The sequence below is a fragment of the Paenibacillus ihbetae genome, from assembly GCF_002741055.1.
Taxonomy (GTDB): Bacteria; Bacillota; Bacilli; order Paenibacillales; family Paenibacillaceae; genus Paenibacillus_AQ; species Paenibacillus_AQ ihbetae.
In genome coordinates, this window is record NZ_CP016809.1 from 6426555 (window position 1) to 6449890 (window position 23336).

Annotated in this window: 29 protein-coding genes and 2 pseudogenes; 22 read left to right on the top strand and 9 right to left on the bottom strand. The window is 48.1% G+C overall.

The window, feature by feature from the left end; all coding sequences use genetic code 11:
• Nucleotides 1-17: 17 nt before the first annotated feature.
• The 5 genes from BBD41_RS28835 to BBD41_RS28855 all read left to right on the top strand — a co-directional run bounded on the left by BBD41_RS28835 (nt 18) and on the right by BBD41_RS28855 (nt 3613).
• A complete protein-coding gene (locus BBD41_RS28835; protein ID WP_237086951.1) occupies nt 18-1274 on the top strand; it encodes an MFS transporter in 1257 nt (418 codons plus the stop codon).
• 172 nt (nt 1275-1446) lie between these two features.
• Nucleotides 1447-2097, top strand: a complete 651-nt coding sequence (locus tag BBD41_RS28840; RefSeq protein WP_099480188.1) for a ThuA domain-containing protein — start codon at nt 1447-1449, stop codon at nt 2095-2097.
• 137 nt (nt 2098-2234) lie between these two features.
• Complete coding sequence (locus tag BBD41_RS28845; RefSeq protein WP_206098339.1) at nt 2235-2627, top strand: MarR family winged helix-turn-helix transcriptional regulator; 393 nt, start codon at nt 2235-2237, stop codon at nt 2625-2627.
• A 36-nt stretch (nt 2628-2663) separates the two neighbouring features.
• Entirely contained in the window at nt 2664-3302 is a 639-nt protein-coding gene (locus BBD41_RS28850; protein ID WP_077566449.1) for a nitroreductase family protein, read from the top strand.
• 14 nt (nt 3303-3316) lie between these two features.
• On the top strand, nt 3317-3613 hold the full coding sequence (locus BBD41_RS28855; RefSeq protein WP_077568985.1) for a putative quinol monooxygenase: 297 nt from the start codon (nt 3317-3319) through the stop codon (nt 3611-3613).
• A gap of 142 nt (nt 3614-3755) precedes the next feature.
• On the opposite strand, the gene BBD41_RS30740 is transcribed toward BBD41_RS28855, so the two are convergent.
• Nucleotides 3756-3911 carry a kanamycin nucleotidyltransferase C-terminal domain-containing protein gene (locus BBD41_RS30740; protein WP_418304262.1) on the bottom strand — a complete coding sequence of 52 codons (156 nt, stop codon included), beginning with the start codon at nt 3909-3911 and terminating at the stop codon, nt 3756-3758.
• Between the two features lie 187 nt (nt 3912-4098).
• On the opposite strand from BBD41_RS30740, the gene BBD41_RS28860 reads away from it, so the two are divergent.
• Nucleotides 4099-4578 (top strand): DinB family protein, encoded by a 480-nt coding sequence (locus tag BBD41_RS28860; RefSeq protein ID WP_099480191.1) that lies wholly within the window; start codon nt 4099-4101, stop codon nt 4576-4578.
• 99 nt (nt 4579-4677) lie between these two features.
• Here the strand turns inward: BBD41_RS28860 and BBD41_RS28865 are convergent.
• The 5 genes and pseudogenes from BBD41_RS28865 to BBD41_RS28880 all read right to left on the bottom strand — a co-directional run.
• Nucleotides 4678-4914, bottom strand: a pseudogene (locus BBD41_RS28865) (GNAT family N-acetyltransferase); the annotation flags it as partial.
• A 56-nt stretch (nt 4915-4970) separates the two neighbouring features.
• Nucleotides 4971-5876, bottom strand: coding sequence for an IS3 family transposase (locus BBD41_RS30390; RefSeq protein WP_335582737.1), 906 nt, complete (start codon nt 5874-5876; stop codon nt 4971-4973).
• Nucleotides 5873-6304: an HTH domain-containing protein gene (locus BBD41_RS30395; protein WP_237086953.1), complete on the bottom strand. Its 432-nt coding sequence runs from the start codon at nt 6302-6304 to the stop codon at nt 5873-5875. The genes BBD41_RS30390 and BBD41_RS30395 overlap by 4 nt, the downstream gene beginning before the upstream one ends.
• 79 nt (nt 6305-6383) lie before the next feature.
• On the bottom strand, nt 6384-6941 hold the full coding sequence (locus BBD41_RS28875; RefSeq protein WP_099480195.1) for a GNAT family N-acetyltransferase: 558 nt from the start codon (nt 6939-6941) through the stop codon (nt 6384-6386).
• A gap of 81 nt (nt 6942-7022) precedes the next feature.
• On the bottom strand, nt 7023-7481 hold the full coding sequence (locus BBD41_RS28880; RefSeq protein ID WP_099480197.1) for a DinB family protein: 459 nt from the start codon (nt 7479-7481) through the stop codon (nt 7023-7025).
• 172 nt (nt 7482-7653) lie between these two features.
• Here BBD41_RS28880 and BBD41_RS28885 point away from each other — a divergent pair, with 172 nt between their 5' ends.
• From BBD41_RS28885 to BBD41_RS28955, 15 genes and pseudogenes are all read left to right on the top strand, one after another.
• The gene (locus tag BBD41_RS28885; RefSeq protein WP_077566445.1) at nt 7654-8256 is read left to right on the top strand and encodes a TetR/AcrR family transcriptional regulator; all 603 of its coding nucleotides are present in this window, start codon (nt 7654-7656) and stop codon (nt 8254-8256) included.
• Nucleotides 8257-8261: 5 nt separating this feature from the next.
• On the top strand, nt 8262-9008 hold the full coding sequence (map, locus tag BBD41_RS28890) for a type I methionyl aminopeptidase (protein ID WP_099480199.1): 747 nt from the start codon (nt 8262-8264) through the stop codon (nt 9006-9008).
• A gap of 375 nt (nt 9009-9383) precedes the next feature.
• Complete coding sequence (locus BBD41_RS28895) at nt 9384-9713, top strand: PadR family transcriptional regulator (RefSeq protein ID WP_077566443.1); 330 nt, start codon at nt 9384-9386, stop codon at nt 9711-9713.
• Nucleotides 9710-10057: a DUF1048 domain-containing protein gene (locus tag BBD41_RS28900; RefSeq protein ID WP_077566442.1), complete on the top strand. Its 348-nt coding sequence runs from the start codon at nt 9710-9712 to the stop codon at nt 10055-10057. The genes BBD41_RS28895 and BBD41_RS28900 overlap by 4 nt, the downstream gene beginning before the upstream one ends.
• Nucleotides 10058-10070: 13 nt before the next feature.
• Nucleotides 10071-10418, top strand: coding sequence for a DUF1048 domain-containing protein (locus tag BBD41_RS28905; protein WP_077566441.1), 348 nt, complete (start codon nt 10071-10073; stop codon nt 10416-10418).
• A gap of 277 nt (nt 10419-10695) precedes the next feature.
• Nucleotides 10696-11523, top strand: coding sequence for a TIM barrel protein (locus tag BBD41_RS28910; protein ID WP_099480201.1), 828 nt, complete (start codon nt 10696-10698; stop codon nt 11521-11523).
• A 15-nt stretch (nt 11524-11538) separates the two neighbouring features.
• Nucleotides 11539-12888, top strand: a complete 1350-nt coding sequence (locus BBD41_RS28915) for an amino acid permease (protein ID WP_077566439.1) — start codon at nt 11539-11541, stop codon at nt 12886-12888.
• 109 nt (nt 12889-12997) lie between these two features.
• Nucleotides 12998-14011 carry an SIS domain-containing protein gene (locus tag BBD41_RS28920; protein ID WP_099480203.1) on the top strand — a complete coding sequence of 338 codons (1014 nt, stop codon included), beginning with the start codon at nt 12998-13000 and terminating at the stop codon, nt 14009-14011.
• 75 nt (nt 14012-14086) lie between these two features.
• Nucleotides 14087-14869 carry a fructoselysine 6-kinase gene (gene frlD, locus BBD41_RS28925; protein ID WP_099480205.1) on the top strand — a complete coding sequence of 261 codons (783 nt, stop codon included), beginning with the start codon at nt 14087-14089 and terminating at the stop codon, nt 14867-14869.
• Nucleotides 14870-14939: 70 nt separating this feature from the next.
• Nucleotides 14940-15680, top strand: coding sequence for a GntR family transcriptional regulator (locus BBD41_RS28930; protein WP_099480208.1), 741 nt, complete (start codon nt 14940-14942; stop codon nt 15678-15680).
• A 520-nt stretch (nt 15681-16200) separates the two neighbouring features.
• On the top strand, nt 16201-16563 hold the full coding sequence (locus BBD41_RS28935) for a hypothetical protein (RefSeq protein ID WP_099480849.1): 363 nt from the start codon (nt 16201-16203) through the stop codon (nt 16561-16563).
• A gap of 249 nt (nt 16564-16812) precedes the next feature.
• Nucleotides 16813-17142 carry a winged helix-turn-helix transcriptional regulator gene (locus BBD41_RS28940; protein ID WP_099480210.1) on the top strand — a complete coding sequence of 110 codons (330 nt, stop codon included), beginning with the start codon at nt 16813-16815 and terminating at the stop codon, nt 17140-17142.
• Nucleotides 17143-17555: 413 nt separating this feature from the next.
• Nucleotides 17556-18287, top strand: a complete 732-nt coding sequence (locus BBD41_RS28945) for an NAD(P)-dependent oxidoreductase (RefSeq protein WP_099480212.1) — start codon at nt 17556-17558, stop codon at nt 18285-18287.
• 13 nt (nt 18288-18300) lie between these two features.
• Nucleotides 18301-18762: a DUF2269 family protein gene (locus BBD41_RS28950; RefSeq protein WP_099480214.1), complete on the top strand. Its 462-nt coding sequence runs from the start codon at nt 18301-18303 to the stop codon at nt 18760-18762.
• A gap of 256 nt (nt 18763-19018) precedes the next feature.
• A pseudogene (locus tag BBD41_RS28955) lies at nt 19019-19909 on the top strand (preprotein translocase subunit SecA); the annotation flags it as partial.
• 592 nt (nt 19910-20501) lie between these two features.
• On the opposite strand, the gene arsC reads toward BBD41_RS28955, so the two are convergent.
• The 3 genes from arsC to BBD41_RS28975 all read right to left on the bottom strand — a co-directional run bounded on the left by arsC (nt 20502) and on the right by BBD41_RS28975 (nt 22695).
• Entirely contained in the window at nt 20502-20921 is a 420-nt protein-coding gene (gene arsC / locus BBD41_RS28965) for an arsenate reductase (thioredoxin) (protein WP_077566432.1), read from the bottom strand.
• A 25-nt stretch (nt 20922-20946) separates the two neighbouring features.
• Nucleotides 20947-22242, bottom strand: coding sequence for an arsenic transporter (locus BBD41_RS28970; protein WP_077566431.1), 1296 nt, complete (start codon nt 22240-22242; stop codon nt 20947-20949).
• Nucleotides 22243-22368: 126 nt separating this feature from the next.
• Nucleotides 22369-22695, bottom strand: a complete 327-nt coding sequence (locus BBD41_RS28975; RefSeq protein ID WP_077566430.1) for an ArsR/SmtB family transcription factor — start codon at nt 22693-22695, stop codon at nt 22369-22371.
• Between the two features lie 165 nt (nt 22696-22860).
• Between BBD41_RS28975 and BBD41_RS28980 the strand changes: the two genes are divergently transcribed.
• A complete protein-coding gene (locus tag BBD41_RS28980; protein ID WP_077566429.1) occupies nt 22861-23310 on the top strand; it encodes a MarR family winged helix-turn-helix transcriptional regulator in 450 nt (149 codons plus the stop codon).
• Nucleotides 23311-23336: the final 26 nt, after the last annotated feature.

The following is a 23336-nucleotide window of genomic DNA, read 5'->3' on the forward strand; positions in this document are numbered from 1 at the left end:
CAACTAATGCGGTTACAATGAACAATCGATTCCTTAATAAGGAGAGGGATATCATGGACAAACGAATTTTTTGGTTAGCACTCGGATCGTTCGCCATCGGCACGGAGGGGTTTATGATCGGTGGTCTGCTGCCGACACTGGCGGAGGCGCTGCACGTCTCAACGGCGCTTGCCGGACAGCTGGTGTTTGCGTTCTCAGTCGTTTATGCCGTTTCGTCGCCGCTGCTGACGACACTGACCGGGCGAATGGAGCGCAGGAAGCTGTTATTCGGGTCGCTGCTACTGCTCGCCGTCGGAAACGTCGTGTGTGGGGTCGCTTCCTCGTACGGCTTGATGCTGACCGGGCGGATCGTCGCTGCACTGGGAGCAGGCCTGTTCTCACCTGGTGCCGTAGCTGTTGCCTCCACGCTGGCCGCGCCCGAGAAGCGAGGGCGTGCCGTATCGATCGTCATTGCTGGGCAGACCGTCTCCCTGATCTTGGGAGTCCCATTTGGCACTTGGGTCGCCCTGACGTTCGACTGGCGCACAACGTTCTGGATCGTGGGCGTGGTTGCACTGCTCGCTGCGCTAGCCATCCAGCTGCAGTTCCCGCGGGTGGCGCCGTCCGGGGCGGTCGGCATGCGCGAGCGCCTGTCATATCTGAAGCAGCCGGAGCTGCTGTTCGCCTTGATGACAACATTGGCTTGGGCGACCGGAATTTTTTCGCTCTTTACATACGTGTCCGAGCTTTTCTCCGGCTACGGGGGCGGCGGCCGGATGATCAGCGTCGTGCTGTGCCTCTCCGGTATTGCCAGCTTCATCGGGGTGCGGACGGGTGGTATAGCCGCGGACAGGATTGGCCCCAACCGTGCGATCCCGCTGGCGTTGACCCTTCTTACAGTCTCGTTATTCCTTCTGTCGGCGTTATACGGCTTTGCCGGACGTCCTGGCATTCTCGCCCTGGCGGTAGGTGCCATGGCACTGTACGGCTTCAGCGGTTACATGTTCAATCCTGCGCAGCAGCATCGGCTGATTGGACTGTCGGGGCCCTCATCAGGCATTGTCTTGTCGTTACAGTCTTCCGTCATTTACGTGGGGAGCGCTTTAGGTGCGTCGGCTGGAGGAGCAGTCGTGCGCTTCGCCACCGTCGGGCAAATTGGCTATTTCTCAGGTGCTATGACGGCGCTGTCACTCCTCGTGTTTGCGGTAAGCATGGGCCTGGAACGGCGCATAAAGCGGCAGGCGGCAGTTTCGAATCATTCGCCTGGCGCAGACGGGTCGGGCACCGCCGGCTGAGTTCGCCTGGCATTCGGGATCGACTGAAGAATCTAATTGGAAGACAAACATTTCTTGTTTAAAATTAAGCAACCCGTCCGCCAAATAAATTTTTTTTCTGAAATTTTGCGTCCATTTGCTATTTCAAGCCGTCTTCCAAGCGTAACATTAAATTTGTGGAGGAGTGGTTGAAATGGATAGAAAGAAAATTATGCTGATCGGCGATGATCATGTAGGTGCCTGGCATCCTCTCGGCCCTGTAGCCAAAGAACTAGAAAAGATACTAGATGGAGAATTTCGGTTAACCGTATCTACCAATTATGAGGATTTATCGAGTCTCGATACGCATCAATTTGATGCGTGCATTTCCTATGCAGATAGTTGGAATCGACCGCTTACATCCGAGCAAATTGCCGGTTTATTGAAATACGTGGCAGGTGGAGGAGGTTTGCTAGCGATTCATAATGGCATTTCATTGGCGGGCAGATATGAATTGCTGCAGGTCATCGGTGCCAAGTTTGTAACTCATCCCCCATATCAACCACTTCACTTTCACAGGACAACACTTGAGCATCCTCTGTTACAAGGAGTAGAGAATTTTACGCTTGAGGAGGAGCCTTATAGGTTCGAATTTGATTCGTACACACCTCGTAACGTATTTCTCGAATATGAGCACGAAGGAAAAAGATGGCCGTCTGCGTGGGAACAGAAATATGGGTTGGGGAAGGTCGTCTACTTACATCCAGGTCACAGGGAAAATGTGATTAAAGCCGATCCGATCAAACAGATCATTATAAATAGTGTCCGTTGGATCACTGCTTCAGAGGAAAAATTAACGGATTGAGCTTAAAACGATTCAAGGGACTTGATTTTCTATAAACAAAGATGTATGATTGACCCATCAATTATTGATGAGTCAATGAATTGGAGGAGGTGTAGGCCATCTCTACATGTCATACAGAAGACCTGCTGTACTTGCTAATGCATCTAAACAAGCATATTGCGACCCGATTTGAACGGTGTGCCGGGGTTAGTCCCAATCGGCTCGAACTCCTATGCAAACTGACGGGCGGCCAGATTAGCCAATCGGATCTGCAGAAGGCAGTGTCTATTGATCCGGCTGCGGTGACCCGTCATGTTCAGCAGCTGGAAGCGGAAGGAATACTTCTGCGAACAAGATGTGAGAGCGATAATCGGATTACGTTAGTTCAGCTAACCGATGAAGGCAAGAGAAAGGTAGCGATGTTTAAAGCGGAGAAAGATCGATTTATGGAGGAACTGCAGGCAGACCTCACGCAATCGGAACGACTTGGCTTTATTCAAGCTCTACAGAAGCTGAACAGCAAGATTCAACAAATGAAAGAAAATAAGTAAGACCCATTCATTATAGAGATAAAAGGAGAGAATATCATGACTGTAACTTCACTGAACAATGACTATAAAGAAATTATTACTTCGCGTCGCTCTGTGCGCGTATACGATCCAGCGGTCAAAATCAGCCGTGAAGAAATGACTGAAATTCTGGAGGAAGCAACTTTGGCACCGTCATCCGTAAACCTTCAGCCTTGGAGATTTCTGGTTGTAGACAGTCCAGAAGGTAAAGCTACGCTTGAAGAGCTTGCACCAGGCAACAAAACGCAAGTTACAACTTCCTCTGCCGTCATTGCCGTCTTCGGAGATATGAACGCATTTGACAATGCCGACGAAATTATGGGGACCGCTGTGGAAAAAGGATATATGCCGCAAGAGATTAAAGATCAAATGATGGCAAACTATACGGATCTTTTTGCACGTATACCGGCACAAGCTTTCCGCGAAATGATTCTTATTGATTGCGGCTTGGTATCCATGCAGCTTATGCTTTCTGCTCGTGCCCGTGGCTATGATACGAACCCGATCGGCGGATACGACAAATCCAGAATTGCGGAAGCATTTGGAATGGATAAGGAACGTTATGTTCCGGTTATGCTTATTTCTGTAGGTAAAGCCGCGAAAGAGGCGCGTCGAACGACTCGTCTCTCGGTTGACCGCGTTGCAGAGTGGAAGTGAGTGAGGTTATGTCCATGATTATTATTCATGCAAACATGAAGGTTAACCGCGAACTGGAATCAGAATTTCTGGAGACCGTTCAAGATCTTATTGCATCATCCCGCGCGGAAGCGGGGAATGTGTCGTATAAGCTCTTGAAGGATACGGAAGAGAATGACACCTATGTGATGGTTGAACAGTGGAAAGATCAAGATGCAGTAGGGGCTCACAATGCAAGCAGCCATTTTCAGGCGTTCGTAGCCCAAGCACCAAAATACTTGACAGCTCCGCTAGATGTTCAAGCTTTTGCGGGACAGCCCATCAGTAAATAAATATCTATAGTCAAGAAAAGGTCAATCCGCAAGGGTTGACCTTTTTTGCGCTCATTATGCTCGAACGGATCAGCAAGGGTAACACGGGAAATAAAATGGGATTCGTTTTGAAATGATCGCGTAATGATGTTCGTCTGCCCTTTCACAACGCCATTCCAGAGATATTCGAAGCTGAAATGACCCTTGAAGGAATTGATAATTCACCGGACATCACCATTCGCAGAACATTGTCGAATCCTTCCGGACGACCAGTCAGTTTCATGGCCTCTGATAAAACCATGGAGCCGGTTAAGAACAGCTATTGGTTGTGTAACCCGACGTATGAAACACTGACATTATGCTGTCAGTGTTTCAACCCTATAGTTGAGATGTAAGTTCCTAGAGCGTGGATGCATCTGAGCATATCTTCACAGACGGAGGATAATTGGATTAGATCGCGAACTATGGTTAGTAGTAACAAAGTTCTTATAATAGGAGGCGGCGACATGTTGAAGCTATTCGAATATAACTGGCAAGTTCGCAAAGATTGGTTTGACTGGTGCGACACGGTGAGCGAGGAAGAGCTACTGGCAAGACGCACCGGCGGGATAGGCAGCATTCTCTACACACTATATCACATCGTGACCGTAGAATATGCCTGGTTATACGGGGATTTGCAAGGGAAAGAGCTCGACATCCCTTCATTCGAGGATTGTGCCAGCGTGCAAGGTTTACGAGATTATTCGGCCCGGACCCATCTGGCCATTGCACCTTTCATCTATGCATGGAATGATAGCCTGGAAGATCGTATTATGGTTGATACTAACCAGGATGGGGAGCAGGAAAGATTTACATTCGGTGAAGTGATGCGGCACGTGATCGCCCATGAGATTCACCATATCGGTCAATTGTCCATATGGGCACGAGAAATCGGAAAGAAGCCGGTTACCGCAAATTTGATTCGCAGAGGACTATTCGATAAATGATAATCAGCGACACCACCCGCCGACCGTAAGGTCTGGCGGGTGAACAGGTCTGTGTTCAAGCCGGCTTTACCCTGCTGGCTCACATGGTTAGGTTGTAGTTCAATATTTTTTTTCAAATACAACCATTTCACCAACCTCTATAAATCCAAAGCGTTTATACAGGTTTTTCCCGTCCTCTGATGCCTGCAGAACCACTGGTTTTTGTTTATCCATGGTTTGATTCAGAAGGAAATGAAACATTTCACTGCCATATCCGCTACCTCTAAAGGCTTCTTTGGTCATCACATCATAAATGCCGTAACTATTCTTACTCTCTATTAATAAACCAGCAGTAACAGCCACTTTGAACTGTGACCCGATTTGTGGACAGTTTGAAATAAACCGCCTAGAGCTTAGCTAGCAAGCAGATGACCTCTGAATTCATCGGGGGTCATCTTTTTTAATGTCCACTGGTATCGTTCTGAGTTGTAGTAGCTTATGTACTCCTTCACTCGCACCCTCACTTCATCAATAGTTTGGCAATCGCTAAAATCAACGTCGTCTTTCAAGTGACCGAAGAATGATTCCATCGGGGCGTTGTCCCAGCAATTGCCTTTGCGCGACATCGACTGCTTAAATCCTGCCTTAGCAATGAGAAGACGGGTTTTAGGATGCGTGTAGTGCATCCCTTGGTCGGAGTGCAGAATCGCTTCTGGATGAATGTTTCCATCTAATCGCTCTAAAAGACGCTGTAGCGTCCGCTCGACAATTGGAAGCTCGAGTGTTGCTGCCACGCTGTCGGCAAGGATCTGCCTGGTCGCCCCGTCCTTCACGCAGGAAAGGTATGCCCAGTGTCCGCTTCCATAGCGCAAATAAGTGATGTCAGTGAGAAACACTTTCTCAGGTTCGCCTTGGTTAAACTTTCGCTCCAGCAGGTTCGGACACGTCTTGTGCTCTTGAGTTGCCTTAGCCATCTTGCGGTAGGGGTTCGCCTGACGGATTACGGCCACCAAGCCTGCCTTTTTCATAAGCCGGCGAATCTTCTTGTGGTTCATGACAACGCCGCTTATCTGTTCCAGCCGCATCTTAATCACAAGCGCACCTGCTTTGCCGCGGAGCGCGTCAAAGTGCTGCTTGATGAGAAGGATGTCCTGCTCGTCGGCGGCAGCACGAAGTTGACGATCTTCTTCCGTCCCCAGCCACCTGTAATAGCCGCTTGGACTTACTTCCACGAGCTCGCATAGATAGCGTGTCATTCGTTTCAGGCCATATGCCCGAATGGTGCGATTTATGATCTCATAGCGCTCGGAGGGCGTCAGCGTTTCTTCTTCTGCCGATCGAGCGCTTCGAGCTTTTTTAGCATGTCCACTTGAGCTTCAAGCAGTTTGATCTGGGCCTTAGCCCGTTTCAATTCTTCTTCGGCTGACAACTGACCAGCTGGCTTGCGCCCTGTACTGCCCTTACCGCGCCGCTCTGTAGCCAAACCTTCCTCACCGTACAGTTCGAAGGTTTCACGCCACCGTTTTAAGCTGTCCTTGGGCTTCTTATGACCAATAACGTCCAGGTCGAAGCCGGCACGAATAAAGATTTCTGAAGGTGTCTGCCCCTGCTTGTAGGCTTTCAGCGCCTCCAGCTTGAATGCAGGTGTGTATGTAATGGCCGCCTCGGTCACATGGTGTACGTTTGGATTCTCCTCCAGCTTCCTCATTTGCTCCTCGGTAAAGAGCACCCGTTTCAACTTCCCCATTCTCGTATCACTCCTCGTCACATACCTTGATTAAAACACAAATGACCCACAAGAAGTCACTTTTTTCAAAGTGTCCATCTTATGGGTCACAGTTCACTTCACCTATGCATCCAATAAACATTCGAACAGATGACCCTAAATCAGCCGGCGAAAAAAATGCATTAAAGTAGCTTTGCAACGCCTCTTTCTCCGGTGTACCTTGGAATAGACTCATAAAGACCTCTTCATACTTCACCAGTTCTTCTTGCGCCTCTACATGGGAAATCTTAAGGCCATAAGAACTTCTTGGTTCAACATGAAGCGTATGATCCAGTTTCATCATGACATTACGTTCCGCTTCTTTCAGGCCATATTCTTGCATGAGCTTCTTCCAGTCATCGTTTAAATACCGAGCATCAATCCATGTACTGAATGGAAATTTGTTTTTAATGAAGAAGTGGCTAATTCCATGTCTTAACTCGAAGGAATTTTGAATCGTCGGGGATTTAGGTAATAGAACATTGAAGGTATCCGTAGGAAAATTTGTATTGGCTATGACAAAGTCATCTTCCACTGTAAAGTCCCCATGAACTGCACGAGTGAATTTTTTCAATTTATCTTCAAAATTGGCTATAACTAATTGTTGATTTGAAAGCAATTGGTTTACTCCTTCCCATACACTAAGCGTGCTTTTTTATCAATCCAACATGAGCCTTGTCTACTAAAATGATCTTAGCGTTCAGAAAAGCGGCCCGTCGAACCCGTTCAAACGTGCGATGACGCCGATTTGACCGATGTGGTATGCCTCATGGTCGAAAACATGATGGAAAACCCATCGTAGCGTCGGGAGCGAAGGCGGTTCCCAGCCGTCTGAATATGAAGGGAGCTGTAAGGCTGGCTCATGTTCATCGTATTCCATGCTGCTGAGTTTAAGGTCCGTATGATCCCGTATGTCGATATATGCTTGGAGAATCTGCTGGGGCTGATCCAGAACGCATTGGAGCCGACACTCTTCCTTAAGAGCAATCACGTTAATCCATTCGTCTTCGCTGCGCGCGATGTGCTCCATGATCCAAGCGATGGAATTCGGGTGATCCGGATGCCTTGCATACCACTGTTCTTCAGTTAAATGATTTAAATAAGGGATCAATATCTTTCTTGCGTCGTTTCGATAAGGGAAAAAGGTAGCGAGCTTCATGAAATCCTCCAATAAAATAGAGTAGGTAAAGGTTGGAAAAGGGTGATCATGTGTCAGTGTAACTTATTTATGCAGAAGAGAGCAACGAATGATGAGGCACTTGAACTATATTTCCACATGATGTATATTGATTTTGCATTGACATTACAGCAGGTCAAAAAAAGGAGGAGCCATGTCACCACGTACCAAAGAACAGAATGATGCGATCCGGGAGATGCGGATGAACCAAATTATGCAAGCAGCTGCGGAAGTATATTTGGAGAAGGGCATTCAATTGGAAATACGCGATGTTGCGGTCAAGGCAGAGCTCGGCTACGGAACCGTGTATCATTATTACAAAAATAAGCACATGCTTCTGGAAGATTTATTGTGGGATGCCCTGAGTCGCACGGAGTCGGCAGTACAGGCCGCGTTGGCGGGGGATAATGGGAGTTCAATAAAAGCCAAGCCGTTCTCCACGCTGCTCTTGCGAAAGTGCATCCAGGATCCTTCCGTATTTATTTTGCTTAAGTCGGTTGCGGATAACTTTCACCATTTCCCCGGTAACCGGTTCATCAAGCTGTTTGCCGAATTTCAGGAACGGATCTATTCGCCTTTCGTGGAAATGATTCGTGAAGGAATCGATTCCCAATCACCAGAGAAAACAGCTAATCTGATCTTTGGCTCTCTTGTTGGCTGTGCAGCCTTGAACATCCACCACAATATGCAAAGCGAGATGGATGTGGAAGGGTTTGTCGATATGGTGTATTCAGGAATACAGTCAAAGGAGAGATGAATGGCATGGTCATCCTAAAATCGAGAGCAGATATTGAAGAAATGAGAAAAGCCGGCCGCATTGTCGCGGCTTTTCATCAAGCCATCGCAGATATGATCCGTCCGGGTGTCACAACGCTCGATATCGAGTCGTTCGCTGTGCGATTCCTGAAGGAGAATGGAGCCAAGGCTTATACGATGGGCTACAACGGTTATCCGTTTGCGACATGTGCTTCCGTCAACGACGTCATTGCGCATGGTTTTCCGAGCCGGAAGCCGCTCAAGGAGGGCGATATCGTCACAATCGACATCGTCGCGGAAGCGGATGGCTGGATCGGCGATTCAGCTTGGAGTTATGCGGTCGGCGAGGTTTCGGATGAAGCCCGTAAACTGATGCAGATAACGAAGGAATGCTTATACCTTGGCATCGAACAAGCGGTCGTCGGAAACCGGATTGGGGATGTCATGCATGCGGTTCAAACTCATGCCGAGCACAACGGATTCTCCGTGGTTCGCGATCTGCTCGGTCATGGCGTAGGAAGGGAGATGCACGAGGAACCTAATTATCCCCACATCGGGAAACCGGGCAAAGGGTTCCGCTTGAAGGAAGGGATGGTATTAACGATCGAGCCGATGCTAAATGCCGGAACACCATTAATGACGATTGATGCCGACGGATGGACCGCCAGAACCGCCGACGGCTCGCTCTCCGCACAGTACGAGCACACGATTGCCGTTACTGCGGATGGTCCGATTATATTGACGGCACAGTAGAGAAGACATTGTATTATTATGTCGTTTAGTCCATATTCAAGTTCAATTTTTAGGCGCGAGAGGTTTATTGTCTCAAGTTTTAGGCGTGAGACGTGTATTGTTTCCAGTTATTTAAAGGTATCATTTAGAGGAGCAAGCTTGATTCCAGCTGATTTAGCCGCGTAGCTGCGGCTTTTTTTGTTTTATCGGTAAGGTACTTGTTAAAACCTAGGGCTTTTACATGAACACGGACCGTAAGCGTATCGAAACGGACGATCAACATCCGCGCTGGCGGTTTCGTGGCAATCGCTATTGACAATTCAACTACTACGTGATACTTTATAGAAGTAGTCAGTAATACTTCATACCAGTCTTACAGAATAGCAAGGAGTGAGTATGCTGGAAAACCTAACGGAAATGCTCAAAGGAGTGCTTGAGGGCTGTGTCCTTGAAATAATAAGCCGTAATGAAACCTACGGCTACGAAATCACGCGAAGGCTGAACGCTCTGGGCTTCACCGATGTGGTGGAGGGTACGGTGTACACCATCTTGATCCGGCTTGAAAAAAATAAATTAGTGCAGATCACCAAGAAGCCCTCTGACATGGGACCTCCCCGAAAGTTCTTCGCCATTAACGACGAGGGGCGCGAGGAGCTGCGGAAGTTTTGGGAAAAATGGGAGTTCTTATCATCAAAAATAAATGAATTAAAGGAGACGAGACCATGAATTTTTGGGAAAGAATCACCGGCAGCGATATGACTAAGGAAATGAAATCATTTGAATCGCGAGCCAAAAAGCTGCCGCCTGATTATCAAGCGGCATGGGAACAAATCAATGCCTATCTGTGGCCCCACTCCGATTTTACCGGTCGCAACCTCATGCCCATTCTTGATGGTGTGCTTGGACTGCTCGAAGAAACGGCAGCGGACGGACAAAGCGTGCAAGAGGTTTTGGGAGACGATATCCAAGGCTTCTGTTCAGCGCTGGCAGGCGAAGAAGGAGCAAAATCAATACGCGACAAGTGGCGCGAGCAGCTCAACCAGAATATAGCAAAAAAATTAGGGAAATAGGAGGGAGGATAACATGAGAATTCGAGATATCATCGAAGGCAAAAAAGAGTGGCGAGCGCATGTGGCTCGCGTCAAAGCGCTCCCGCAAGATTATCAGATTGTTTATAAAGAAATTCAAAAATATCTCTTTAAGGTCGGCCCTGTTGAACTTACCGAAGGGACGGGATTGCTCTCAGGGCTTGTCGATTTATTTGAAGAGGGCGCGGCGTCAGGGAAGGGCGTGCTCGAAGTGACGGGCCGTGACGTGGCGGCTTTCTGCGATGATCTAATCAAAGATTCAAAAACCTACGCTGACGTCTATCGTGAATCTATTGATCATGAGGTTTACAAAGCGGTAAATAAGAACGCGAATAAAAAGTGAAGGGAGATTTGGGGCAGGATCAGCAAAGCAATTGTAATCCAAGGTCCTCCCGAAAATCCTTCCCCTTCCATGAACTAATTCATTCTGCGGCAACAAGGAACCGAATGCGAGCAGCTTCTGCCTGCATCTTCCTGAAGTTACACCCCGTCAAGAGAACATCCCTTTTTAGGGAAGTCTTGACGGGATTTTTTTTGCAAAATAGATTGAAATCGATGTCTTGATTGAATATAATACAAGACATAACAAATAAAAGCGTTTTCAAAGAGGGGGTGAAGCTATGAAAGTTGCAGGGATGAATATTACGTACAGGCATTTTCCGTTCGAGCACTTTCTCGATTCCATGACGGAGTTGGGCGTGGACCAGATTGAGCTGTGGGCAGGCGAACCCCATTTTTACGTTTACCGGGGAGGGATTGGCCGATTAAGGAGCATTAGAAAGAATCTCAAGTCAAGAAACATGAAGGTGGTTTGCTACACCCCCGAACAATGCGTCTATCCGTTTAATCTGGCGGCTTCCGATCAGGAGCTGCGGCAGAAAAGCGTGGATTACTTTGTCGAAAATGTATACGCGGCGCTGGAATTGGATGCCAACATGATGCTGGTCACTTCGGGAATCGGGAGCTTTCATGCAGCCGGCGAGGAATCCTGGAAATATGCCGCCGACTCGCTTGGCCAGCTGAGCAAGGTGGCTGAGCGGGAGGGAGTCACGCTTGCTTTGGAACCTTTAACCCGCTTCGAATCGAACCTCATCACCGACGTCAAAGGCATTCAAAGAATGATGGACGAGATCCGGTCACCGTCACTCCATGGAATGATCGATGCCGTAGCGATGCAGTTGGCCGGGGAGACGCCGGAGGATTATTTCTCCACGCTGCCGGAGCTGTGCCATTTCCACTTGATCGACGGAGATGGATCGACGGACGCTCACTTGGCCTTGGATGACGGGGCGCTGGATTGGAGAGGTTACCTTGAAAGCCTCAAGCGTAATGGATATCAAGGCACCTGTACTTTGGAAATCATGGGATTCCATTATTATCAAGACCCGCACGATACCGTTATGCATTCGATCCGAAAGATAAGGGACCTGGGCTTCTTATCATCTTGATTGGAGGAACTCACGATGAGTAATGGCACACTTACAAGAAAGCTGGGCTTTTGGTCCGCTTTGGCTTTGGCTGTCGGAACGACGATCGGCTCCGGGATATTCGTCTCGACCGGAGACGTAGCCAGAGCCGCGGGATTGCCCTCGATATCGATACTGGCCTGGATTATCGGCGGCGTGATTGCCATACCGCAAGTCATGGTGCTAGCGGAGCTGTCAACGGCCTATCCCGAAAATGGAAGCGGTTACGTATATCTGAACAAGGCGGGCTGGCGACCGCTTGCGTTCCTGTATGGCTGGGCGACGTTCTGGGCGCTGGATCCCCCGTCCATTTCGATCATGGCACTGGCGATCGTCACGTATCTGGCAACCTTTTTCCCGTTTTTCTCGGGAATCGCCGGCAAATTGCTGGGGATCGCGATCATTCTGTTCATCACCTCCATTCACTACCGCAGCGTGAAGGAGGGGGGGCGTTTTCAAGTCGTCATTACGTTGATCAAAATCATTCCGTTTCTGATCGTGATTGTTTTAGGTTTGATGTACATGAACTACGATCACTTTTCCTACACCCCCGAGCCCGGCTCCGCTAGCGGCAGCTTAATTGGAGGCATCTCAGCCACAACCTGGGCCTACACGGGCATGGCCTCGATCTGCTTCATGGCGGGAGAAATCCGAAATCCGGGCAAAGTGCTGCCGAAAGCGCTCATTAGCTCGGTGCTGATAGTCCTGGGATTATACACGCTGCTTTCGGTGTGCATTACGGGGCTCATGCCTTTTGACAAGTTGCTGGGTTCCAGCGCCGCCGTATCCGATGCTGTCAGCTATATTCCGGGGTTGGCCAACATCGCGTCCCCATTCGTGGCGGTCACGGCCATCATTGTCATCCTAGGCTCCTTAAGCTCTTGCATCATGTTCCAGCCTCGCCTGGAATACGCCATGGCCAAGGACGGGCTGTTCTTTCGGCGGTTTGCCAAGGTCCACCCCAAATATGAAACGCCAAGTTTTTCGATTGTGGCCCAGGTGACCTATGCTTGCATCCTCGTGTTCTTCAGCGACTTAACTTCCCTGCTCGGGTATTTTACGCTAATTCAGCTGGTCATCAACATTATGGACTTCGCGGCCGTCTATAAATGCCGGAAGAGGGAGGATTATAAACCGATCTACCGAATGCCCGTTTGGAGGGTGACAACGATTCTGGCCATTGTTGGAGCGGCGTGGCTGGCCTGGGGGACGTTTACCTGGGCTCCGCTTGAAGGAATGATCGCGGCTTTGATCGTCATCGCTACCGGCCTGCCCGTCTACTATTACTGGGAAAAGAAATATGGCCGAACAAGGGATCAGGACAACAAACCGCATATCGTGGCGTAACTATCTGTCGTTAAAAAATGATTGCAACAAATGTATCGTCAAAATATAATACAAGACATAACAAATAATCAATGGAGCGTGCCTGCTCCAGTACAGGAGGAATCGATCGATGTTTAAATTTGACGAAGAGCTTTTCCTAAGACTTGTTGAAACAGAAGGGCTGGCGTACCGAAGCCAAATCGAGGAGATTGTGGACGGGATCTGCCGGAAAGGATACAGCAACATTTTCATGATCGGTGCCGGCGGCACGATTGCCATGATGTACCCTTACGAATATATCCTCAAATCCAATTCGACGATCGACGTGCACGCCGAAATTGCCGCCGAATTCGTGGTGATGAACAACAAGCATTTCAGCAAAGATTCGATATGTATCTTCACCTCGGTATCGGGAACCACCAAGGAGACGATCGAGGCGATCGAATACTGCAAATCTCGGGGAGCAACAACATTTGCTTTGGTGGCCGAGCCGGATACGCCGATCACCAAGCTGGTGGACCACTGCATCACGACGGGATCGGAGAAACATTCCTTTGATACGTTTTTCATGCTGCTGTATATGGTCGTATTCCGGTTCATGCATAACCGTAACGAGTTCCCTCAATACGAGCAGTTCACGAAAGAAGTATCCCTCCTTCCGCGGGCCATTCTGGACGCCGTCAAAGCATTCGACCCCAAGGCGGAAGCTTTTGCCATTGAGCATAAAGACACCGACTACCACATGATGGTCGGCTCCGGTAACCTGTGGGGGAATACGTATTCCTATGCCATGTGTGTGCTGGAAGAGATGCAGTGGATCAAGGCCAAATCGATTCATGCAGCCGAGTTCTTCCACGGTACGCTCGAGCTTGTGGTGGAAGATACCAGCGTCATCCTGCTGAAGGGCGAGGATGAGACTCGGCCGCTGACAGATCGCGTAGAACGTTTTGCCGAAAAAGTCACGAAGCGGCTGACGGTCATCGATACCAAGGATTTTGCCATGGAAGGTATCAGCGAAGAGTTCCGGAAGCATTTCGCAGTCAGCATCAACTGGGCACTGCTCAGCCGGATCAGCGTCTACTTAGAACGTGAAAGAAACCATCCGCTAACGCTGAGAAGATATTACCGCAAGATGGAATATTAATATGCATCGGGAGTGCTGTAATTGCTGTAATACCATGCGGCACTCCTTCTTTGAACAGAGGGAAGGTGAAAGAAGATGCGAATCGTGACCGTCGGAGACAACTGCATGGACGTGTATCAGTCTACCGGTGAGGCTTACCCTGGAGGAAACCCGGTGAACGTGGCCGTCTATTTGACTGAATTGGGCGCGGACACCGCTTATATTGGCTGGGTGGGAACCGACCGTTATGGGGAGATCATGGTCCGGGCGATCCAGGAGAAGGGCGTCAATACGTCAAGGGTATCGGCCAAAGAAGGAACCACTGCGGTGACCTACGTCGAAATGGCAGGCAGCGAAAGAAAGCTGGGAGACTATGAGGAAGGCGTAATGTCCGGCTTCTCCCTCAGTCCGGAGGATCTTCGGTTTACGGAGTCGTTCCAGCTCGTCCATTCCGCAATATGGGGCCATGCCGACCGCTATTTTCCTTATTTTAAAGAAAAGGGGCTGCTGACCTCTTTTGACTTTGCCGATAAGCTGGACCATGAACTCGTAACGACGCTTGCGCCTTATGTGGACTATCCGTTTTTGTCTTATACGCAGGATGACGAGCATATCCGGAATCTGATGAGGGAAATTAAGGCCCGGGGTCCCCGAATTGTCGTGGCCACCCTGGGTGAAAACGGCTCGCTGGCTTATGACGGCGTCCAATTTTATAAGCATGGGATCGTTGAAGTGGAGGTCGTCGATACGCTGGGGGCCGGGGATTCTTTTATTGCCGGGTTTCTTTACGGGACGCTGAACGGGCTTCCGGTCGATAAATGCCTGGAGCAAGGCGCGCAAAGGGCCGCGAAAACGATAAGCTATTTTGCCGCATGGTGACTGGGGGCGGCCATCAATGTATAATAGAGGGATAAGAAAATGATCATTGATGGATAAGGATGAATGTTCGATGAATTTAAATCCTTCGACCCCTCAACCGCTGTATATGCAGATCCGGCAGATGTTGAAGAATGACATCCAGCACGGACGCTACAAACCGGATGAGCAAATACCGACGGAAGCAGAGCTGTGCGATATTTATAACGTAAGCCGGATAACGATCCGCAAAGCGATTGAGGAACTGGTGCGGGAAGGAGCCCTTACCCGGATTCCGCGACGGGGGACCTTTGTGGCCTCCAACAAATTTCACAACGAGCTGCTGTCTGTAAGCGGATTCTCGGAGTTCAGCCACCAGCTTGGCATGATTCCGAATTCCCGCATTCTACGAAGCAATGTCATTGAAGCGACGGAAGAGGTGGCCGGGCATCTTGCCATTGAAGCCGGCAGCCCTGTCCTGGAGCTGGAGCGTCTCATGTATGTCAATGAACGTCCGCTGTTCTACGATATCGCGCATTATTCCTTGACCCGATTCCCCGATCTGGAGAAGAAAATCGCGATGAATGAGTCCACGTATAAAATTTTGGCCGAGGAATACGGGACGGAGATCGTAAGCAACGATAAAGAAATCGATGTCATTAGCGCGACACAAGACTATGCCAAGCTGCTGGAATGCGATGTCGGGGCCAATTTGTTTCGGATTTTGAAGGTCGCCTTCGACGCCAAGGACGAGCCTGTACATCTCTCCACGTTCATGTGTGAAACCAATCGGGTGACTTTGACGGTGCATCGGGCCAAGCAGGCGGATTACTAGCTAGCGGATTAATAATGCGGGATTTTTGATGCCACCGGCTACGGTGCAATGTGAACTGATCGTCGGATTTCTTGAGAGCATGGCGACGGCGGCTGATTAGAACCGTTTTGATATCGCGTACAGGGGAGTCCGACAGACAGGTTGCATGAAGAGTGGACCGGTAGTAAATCAGGCAAGCGTTAAAACCTTAGGTTTTAGCGCTTTTTTCTTTGGCATCGATAAGAACCGGATGCTTAGCTGACTGGATAAGCTGTCATAGAGCTTAAGCTTAAACATTAAAGTACATTGATAATCTTTTTAGAGCCAGAATCAATGATACGCCGCTTTTTCTTTGCACTTGCATGAATGTTGTACAGTTATATTTGGAAACGAAAGAAAGGGATTCTTCCGGAGTTCCTAGGTACAGCGCTAATACCCGGTGGCACCTTGTAGAGAAGGGAGCAGCATTCCCATGGATTTGGGAGGCCCATAGGAATAGAGGTCCACACTCGATTAAATATATAAAAAGCGAGGGATGAACATGAAAGCTGTAACCACAGAACGCCAAAAATTGCTGATACAATCGATGCAGTCAACTTTAAGAAAACTCGAAAGCGGCTTTAAAAGGATGACCGAGAAAGAAGCGAACACATCGCTCATTAAGAAACGACGGGATGCAGTGAAAATCGCCTTAGATAGTCTAGAACATGCTTGGCACGGAACGGATTTTCCATATGAGATGTCCGACATCCTCGAAGCCCGAACGGTTATAGCCGGAATTCTTCCTTCCGTTAAGAGCCAGTATGAAAACGCTAAAGAAGGCAGCCCGCAAAAGACGCTTCTGGTAAGACGCATTGCTTCTATTGAAGCAGCCATCGATGCTCTGGATAACCATATCCGTTAAAGGGATTCCAACTATGTGTAGAATAATATTTGAAGGGAAGGGATTAGAGGACCTTCCATTTCCAATCTTAAGAAGACTTCATCTCATTCTAGATGGATATCACAAGGAGGGAGAGGTGTAGCCTGTATTGGTTAAAGTCTGAATCCTTTTTTGTTTTCATGATTGACTTGATTGCAGAGCTGACGTAAGATTTACTTATGGCAATTTTTAGGTAATGCACTTACTTGAAAGTAAGGGGATGATCCATCCATGATTCATCAGCGTCAGTGTCCGATTGAGACACTCATTCATGTTTTAGGCGGCAAATGGAAGCCCATGATTCTATGGCATTTGATGGACTCCAATAAGCGATTCAATGATCTGGAGAAGCTTATACCTGAGGTTTCACAAAAAATGCTCTCCCAACATCTCCGGGATCTTGAGCGAGAAGGCATTGTCGAAAGAACGGTCTACCCTACGGTTCCTCCAAAAGTAGAATACTCTCTCAGTGAGTACGGAACAACATTGATTCCTGTAGCAGAAGTCATGTGTGCTTGGGGAGAGAATCATAATAAGCGGAGTGTTGAAGAGTCAGCGTAATACACGGGTCTCAAGGTACCTTTTCACGAATTCAATAATCCAAACAAAAGCTGCCACGGAATCCCGGGCGGCTTTTATTTTTACCTACGGTCGCAAAATGACAACATTTTTTTAAAATATATGCACCATCCTATGATGAACGTCTGCGTCAAATAATTGAACTCGATCCCTCTTGGCATGTGGCATGCATTAACGGGATTTAGATCATAAATGCCCATTTTAGTAGAATTGCCATCAATCTGCCTACAAAAGATTCCAATCCTCCCGGCGTCCACGTCAATATTGATATCTTTCCTGTCATGCTTACTTTTTAGTAAGGACCCTACTTTAAAGTGGGTTCTTAACATCATGCAAGGGCGATGCTAAGCTTGAGCTAACCAAATAATGGGGACACGAAAGAGGAGGAACGACCAATGAAGATTGTTGTGTTTGGAGCGACAGGGAATACAGGGAAGAGAGTGCTGCTACAAGGGATAAAAATGGGTCATGAAATGACCGCTTTTGTGCGAAATTCGGAGAAACTTTATGAACAACTAGGCGAGCATTCCGCCAAGCATGTGAAGGTTATCGCGGGCGATATGATGGACCCGGTTAGCGTCGGTGAGGCGCTGGCGCACCAAGACGCCGCTATTCTTGCAGCCGGACATGCGGGGCAGGGAGACGAATTTATTCGGATCGTCGATAACATTATAAGCCAATGTGAATCGGTGCCAAGTTTCTCCGGGAGGGTATGGGTAATGGGGGGAGCCGGACTGCTGGATATACCCTATACAGATCTTATCGGCAACAATTTACCCGGCTTCCCACCTGAATACAGGAATCACAACCGGAACTTCGAAAGGCTGCAGCAGACTGGACTCGATTGGTCCATGATGTGTCCGGGAACCATGACAGTGTCGAGAGAGCAGCCGGATTCGGTTCCTCTTCTTGTAACAACGGAAACCTTACCCGTTCCGGTTCAAGAGACGATCAAGGAATATTCCGAGGCGGATATTGCCGGTTACTTGTTCAGTCGATTTCATGAGCTGAATGTTGCGTATGACGATGTGGTCACATGTATGCTGGAACATCTTGAGCTTGGAGGACCGTTTAATGGAAAAAGGATCGGTCTAGCCTATCAAACCCATAATACGACGGTGGGCTAAGGAGGAGGGGACTATGGGTTTGTTTGGAATCCTGCTCGTTTTGCATATATTGGCTTCAATCGCTATCATTGGCCCCACTTTCGTGTTGCCCATCATACGAAGGTCCGCCAAGACCGTCGGACAGCTGCACTTTGCATTTGGTATAGCAAACAGACTGTCTATCCTACCTAAAATCGGCGGGACCGTCCTTATTTTAACCGGGGTTTGGCTTATGATCATAACCAAGATGGGGTTATCCCAGATGTGGCTGAATGTGTCCATCCTTTTATCGCTGCTCACGGTCGTCCTGATTGACGGATGGATCGAGCCCCGTTTGAACAAGATCGAGAAGAGCATTTCTGAAAATTACGACCAGGGTAATGAAATACCCGCCGAGTTCGGACTGCTGATCAAAAAGAAGCTCGTGCCCATCGAGACGGCAGCGCAGCTGCTGATGATTGCCATACTGGTGCTTATGGTCATGAAGCCATTTTAAAGGGCTGATTGCAGCGTCTTAACGACTTTGTCGTTTAAGCATCAAGCTCATGTCAGTATAATGGATAACAACCTATTTAAAATATTGTTGAGGCCAAATTTGGGCCATAGAAAGCCGCCATATTGGCGTCTTTTTGTGTATCGGTACAAGTTAGGAGATGTGCTCGAACTATAGTATACTATTTCATGAAATCCTGATTTTTACTTTCATTACATATTGTAAGGGGAGAATCGATATGAATTAAGATCGATTATCGATGAATTTAGCCGTCAAGTTGATGCAAAAAATCAAAGACTTTGATACCCAGACAAAGCTGAAAGGCTACCGGGGCAAAGTGGTGCTCATCAGGCAGCGGAATTTGGAAGCCTGGGACGATCAAAGGCTTCAAGCGGAATCTCTCCGGTTGAAACAAGAAGCACGATCTGGCACACCGTTGGACAAGCTGCTTGTCGATGCCTATGCGCTGGTCTGGCAGCGAAGAGAAGGCTTGGATTACAACCCTACGATGTCCAGATCATGGCCGCCATCGCTCTTCATGAAGGATTATTGATCGAGCAGCATACCGGCGAAGGAAAAACGCTCTCTGCGGTTATGCCTGCATATTTAAATGCGTTAACCGGCGAAGGCGTTCATGTGCTGACTGGCACATCGGGATGCGGAGTGGATGGGCCCTATCTATCGTTTCCTCGGGTTAACGGTAAAATCGGTTAAAGCGGGCATGAGTCTGTTGGAAAAACGGCAAGCGTACGCCGCAGATATAACCTATGTTACGGCCAAAGAAGCAGGATTCGATTATTTGCGCGACACGATCGCACTAAACGAAGCCGATACCGTGCATCGTCCTTTTCGCTACGTCATCGTCGACGAAGCGGACTCGCTGCTTCTCGACGAAGCGCGGGTGCCGCTGGTCATCGCCGGTGAGCCGGGCTTTTCCAAGGACAACGATACTCGCTTCGCTGAGGTGGCTCGGCAGCTTGAGCAAGATAAGCATTACGATTTCGATGAGTTCAAGCGCAATGTTTATTTGAATGAAGCGGGCGCTGCGAAAGCGGAATCGCTGCTGGGATGCGGCAATTTGTATGATAGCCATAATAGTCATTTGCTATCGTCGTTAAATTGCGCGCTGCATGCAAATATGCTCCAAAAGCTCGGAGGTTCAAACGATCCTGAGGAGTGGGAAAAGTTCGGCCTGAAGAGCCCTACCTCCACTTGGACTTATATTATCAACGATCAATGCATGGAGTACTTGCAGAATCCCGGTTCATGGAACCCAGGGACGATCATTGCATATTGGATTCGCAAGATGTTGAGGCCGGTATTTGGATGGCAAAAATTTTGATCGGGAACGAAGAGGTGGTAAAGGAGCATTTAATGGACAATCCGATACATATTCTCGTTGCCTGGTATCAGGAAGACGGAAAACCTGCCCAATCCTGAAAGCCGGAGATGTGATTGTTACCCATGATGGTGTAAAACACTGGCATGGTGCAGCCAAGACGGCTGGTTCGACATATCGCAATCACAGCAGGTACGCCCGAATGGTTGGAACCTGTAACGGATGAGCATTACAACCAATTGTAATGAAAAAAATGAAGCGGCAGTTAGCAGCGACGTCCGACCATTTTGATCGGACACCCATTGCACATGATGACGAGGGCTTTGGTGGGAAGGACGTCGCAGCTTTCGCCGTAGTCGGTCGACTTGGCCAATGCCCCCGTCGGCATCTGTCGGGTACAAGTTTATTCGCCTGATTCAGCAAACTTAAGTATTCGATCCCGAATCTCATCCCGAACTCTCTGGAATACAGCCCACTTTTCTGCATCTGTACCTTGAGCTTTCGCAGGATCATCAAATCCCCAATGAACCCTTTTTACGGTCGGCGGGGTAACAGGGCATTTATCTGCAGCATCACCGCACAGCGTTACAACCAAATCCGCGTTGTTCAGTATCTTCGGATCAATCATGTCCGAGGTTTGGTTGGAAATATCGATCCCAACCTCATTCATAGCTCGAACAGCATTGGGATTCAGCCCGTGAGCCTCGATACCGGCACTGTATACATTCCAGCTGTCCCCTAGATGCTGTTTAGCCCAGCCTTCAGCCATCTGACTGCGGCATGAGTTGCCGGTGCAGAGAAAGTAAATGGTTTTCTTTTCCATAATGAATCGTCTCCTTTTATATAAACTACAAAACGGCTAACCACAAATAGAGCCCGAGCAAAGTTATAAACAGCGTTGGGATCGTGAGGATAATCCCGGTTTTAAAGTAAGTTCCCCAAGAAATTTTGACCCCTTTGGTGGAAAGCACATGAAGCCAAAGCAATGTTGCCAGTGAACCGATCGGCGTGATTTTAGGCCCCAAATCAGAGCCGATCACATTAGCATAAATTAATGCTTCTCGAATTGCTCCGGACGTCTGGGTAGCGTCGATGGCAAGCGCATCAATCATAACCGTAGGCATATTGTTCATGACAGATGACAGAAGAGCCGCAATAAACCCCATCCCTATTGTCGCTACAAATAATCCTTGGTCAGCAACGGCTTGTATAACTTGTGAGAGCAAATCTGTAAGCCCCGCGTTTCGGAGACCATATACCACGACATACATGCCGATGGAGAAAAAGACAATTGCCCACGGAGCTCCTTTAAGGACTTCCTTGGTTGGAACGACACGACTGCGCTGGGCAAGTAGTAGAAACAAAACAGCTGTGACACCCGCTATAAGGGATACAGGTATACTAAGAAACTCGCTGATAAAGTAACCGATTAAAAGAACAATTAAAACATACCAGGAGATCCGGAACATGAAGGGGTCCTTGATGGCATCGGCAGGCTCCTTCAAACGGGCGGCTTCAAATCGCCGCGGAATACTTTTACGGAAGAAGAAATACAGGACCAGGATGCTGGCAATTAGTGAAAACAAATTCGGAATGATCATACGGCCGGCGTACTCCGCGAAGCCGATTCCAAAAAAATCAGCGGATACGATATTGACCAGGTTGCTTACGACCAGCGGAAGTGAAGTGGTATCGGCGATAAACCCGCTCGCGATTATGAAAGGGAACACCTTGTTCTCATCAAAGTCAAGTGCCCTTACCATGGCCAATACGATCGGTGTCAAAATGAGTGCTGCTCCGTCATTCGCAAAAAAGGCGGCAACAACAGCCCCCAAAATGCTAACATATACAAACATGCGGATTCCGTTTTCTTGTGCAGCGCGTGCCATATGTAGGGCAGCCCACTCAAAGAATCCGACCCTGTCTAAAATTAGAGAGATGATGATGATCGCTACGAATGCTAATGTGGCATTCCATACAATTTGGGTTACATCCCAAACGTCTTGAATGCTAACTACTCCTGCAAGTAACGCTAGCACAGCACCGCCGCAGGCCGACCATCCGATGGATAAATTTCTAGGCTGCCAGATGACCAAGGCCAGGGTGATCAAAAAAATGAGACATGCTAATACAACAGTTACCATCTCGTCCTCCGTTTATTGCGAAAGTCTTTGTCATCGATGAACATCGCGAATCATTATATAACTATATACTTATATAAACAACTATAAACAACAAGAAATAACTGACTTCAGGATGTTGCAATGGTCTTACTTGCAAACCGTAACTATTCCTTTCTTGTTAAGTGCGGCTAGAATGGCCATAGAATCAGGCGTATAATCGAGTACCGACTTAATATACGGCGGAACATCTACGCTCAAGGAATAATATACCCACTGACCGCGTTTGTCTTCCTTTACAAGGCCTTGGGATTTTAACTTCCTTAAATGCTGACTTACGCCCGGTTGAGAAATCTCCAGGACATCAACGAGCTCGCATACGCAATATTCCCGCTCCTTCAACAAGGATAGAATGGTGAGACGGGTACCATCGCTTAGCAGCTTCAACTTATCAGCCATTTGGTGGATCTGCTCCAAGCCAACGCCTCCTTATCGGTTTAAAGATCATTATATAAGTGAACGATTATATAATATTCGGATTCCAATAAAAAATCAAATGAAAGAAAATTTTTTTCATCTCCAAAATAACATTTGCATTTTGCAAATTATTCGTGTATAAATGAATCAAGAGGTGAACAGAACATGGAAAGCACTCGCGAACTATTTCAGATTATGACACGCCGTTTCGGCTTATTGAACAAAAACTGCTGCACTGTGGGTGGAAATGATATCACTCCTGTCCAAAGTCATATTTTGTTTGAAGTCGACCGTCAGCATCATCCTTCGATCCAGCAAATCGCAGATACTTTGGGGACTGATATTACAACATTCAGCAGACAAGTACAGTCTCTAATCAAAATGAATTTAATTAAAAAGACGCCTGATCCTACTGATCGACGGATATCCATACTCACCTTAACGGTCGAGGGCAAATACGTAGCTACCACGATCGACCAGCAAATGAATGCTTATTTTGATGAAGTATTCTCATTTATGACCGAATTTGAGAAAGAGACGGTCCTTCGCTCCATCAAGCTAATGAATGAGGCCATGGCTAAATCGGATAATTGCTGCAACCCCATTATCGGTTAAATTTTTTTAACCTCAATTACTTGCAA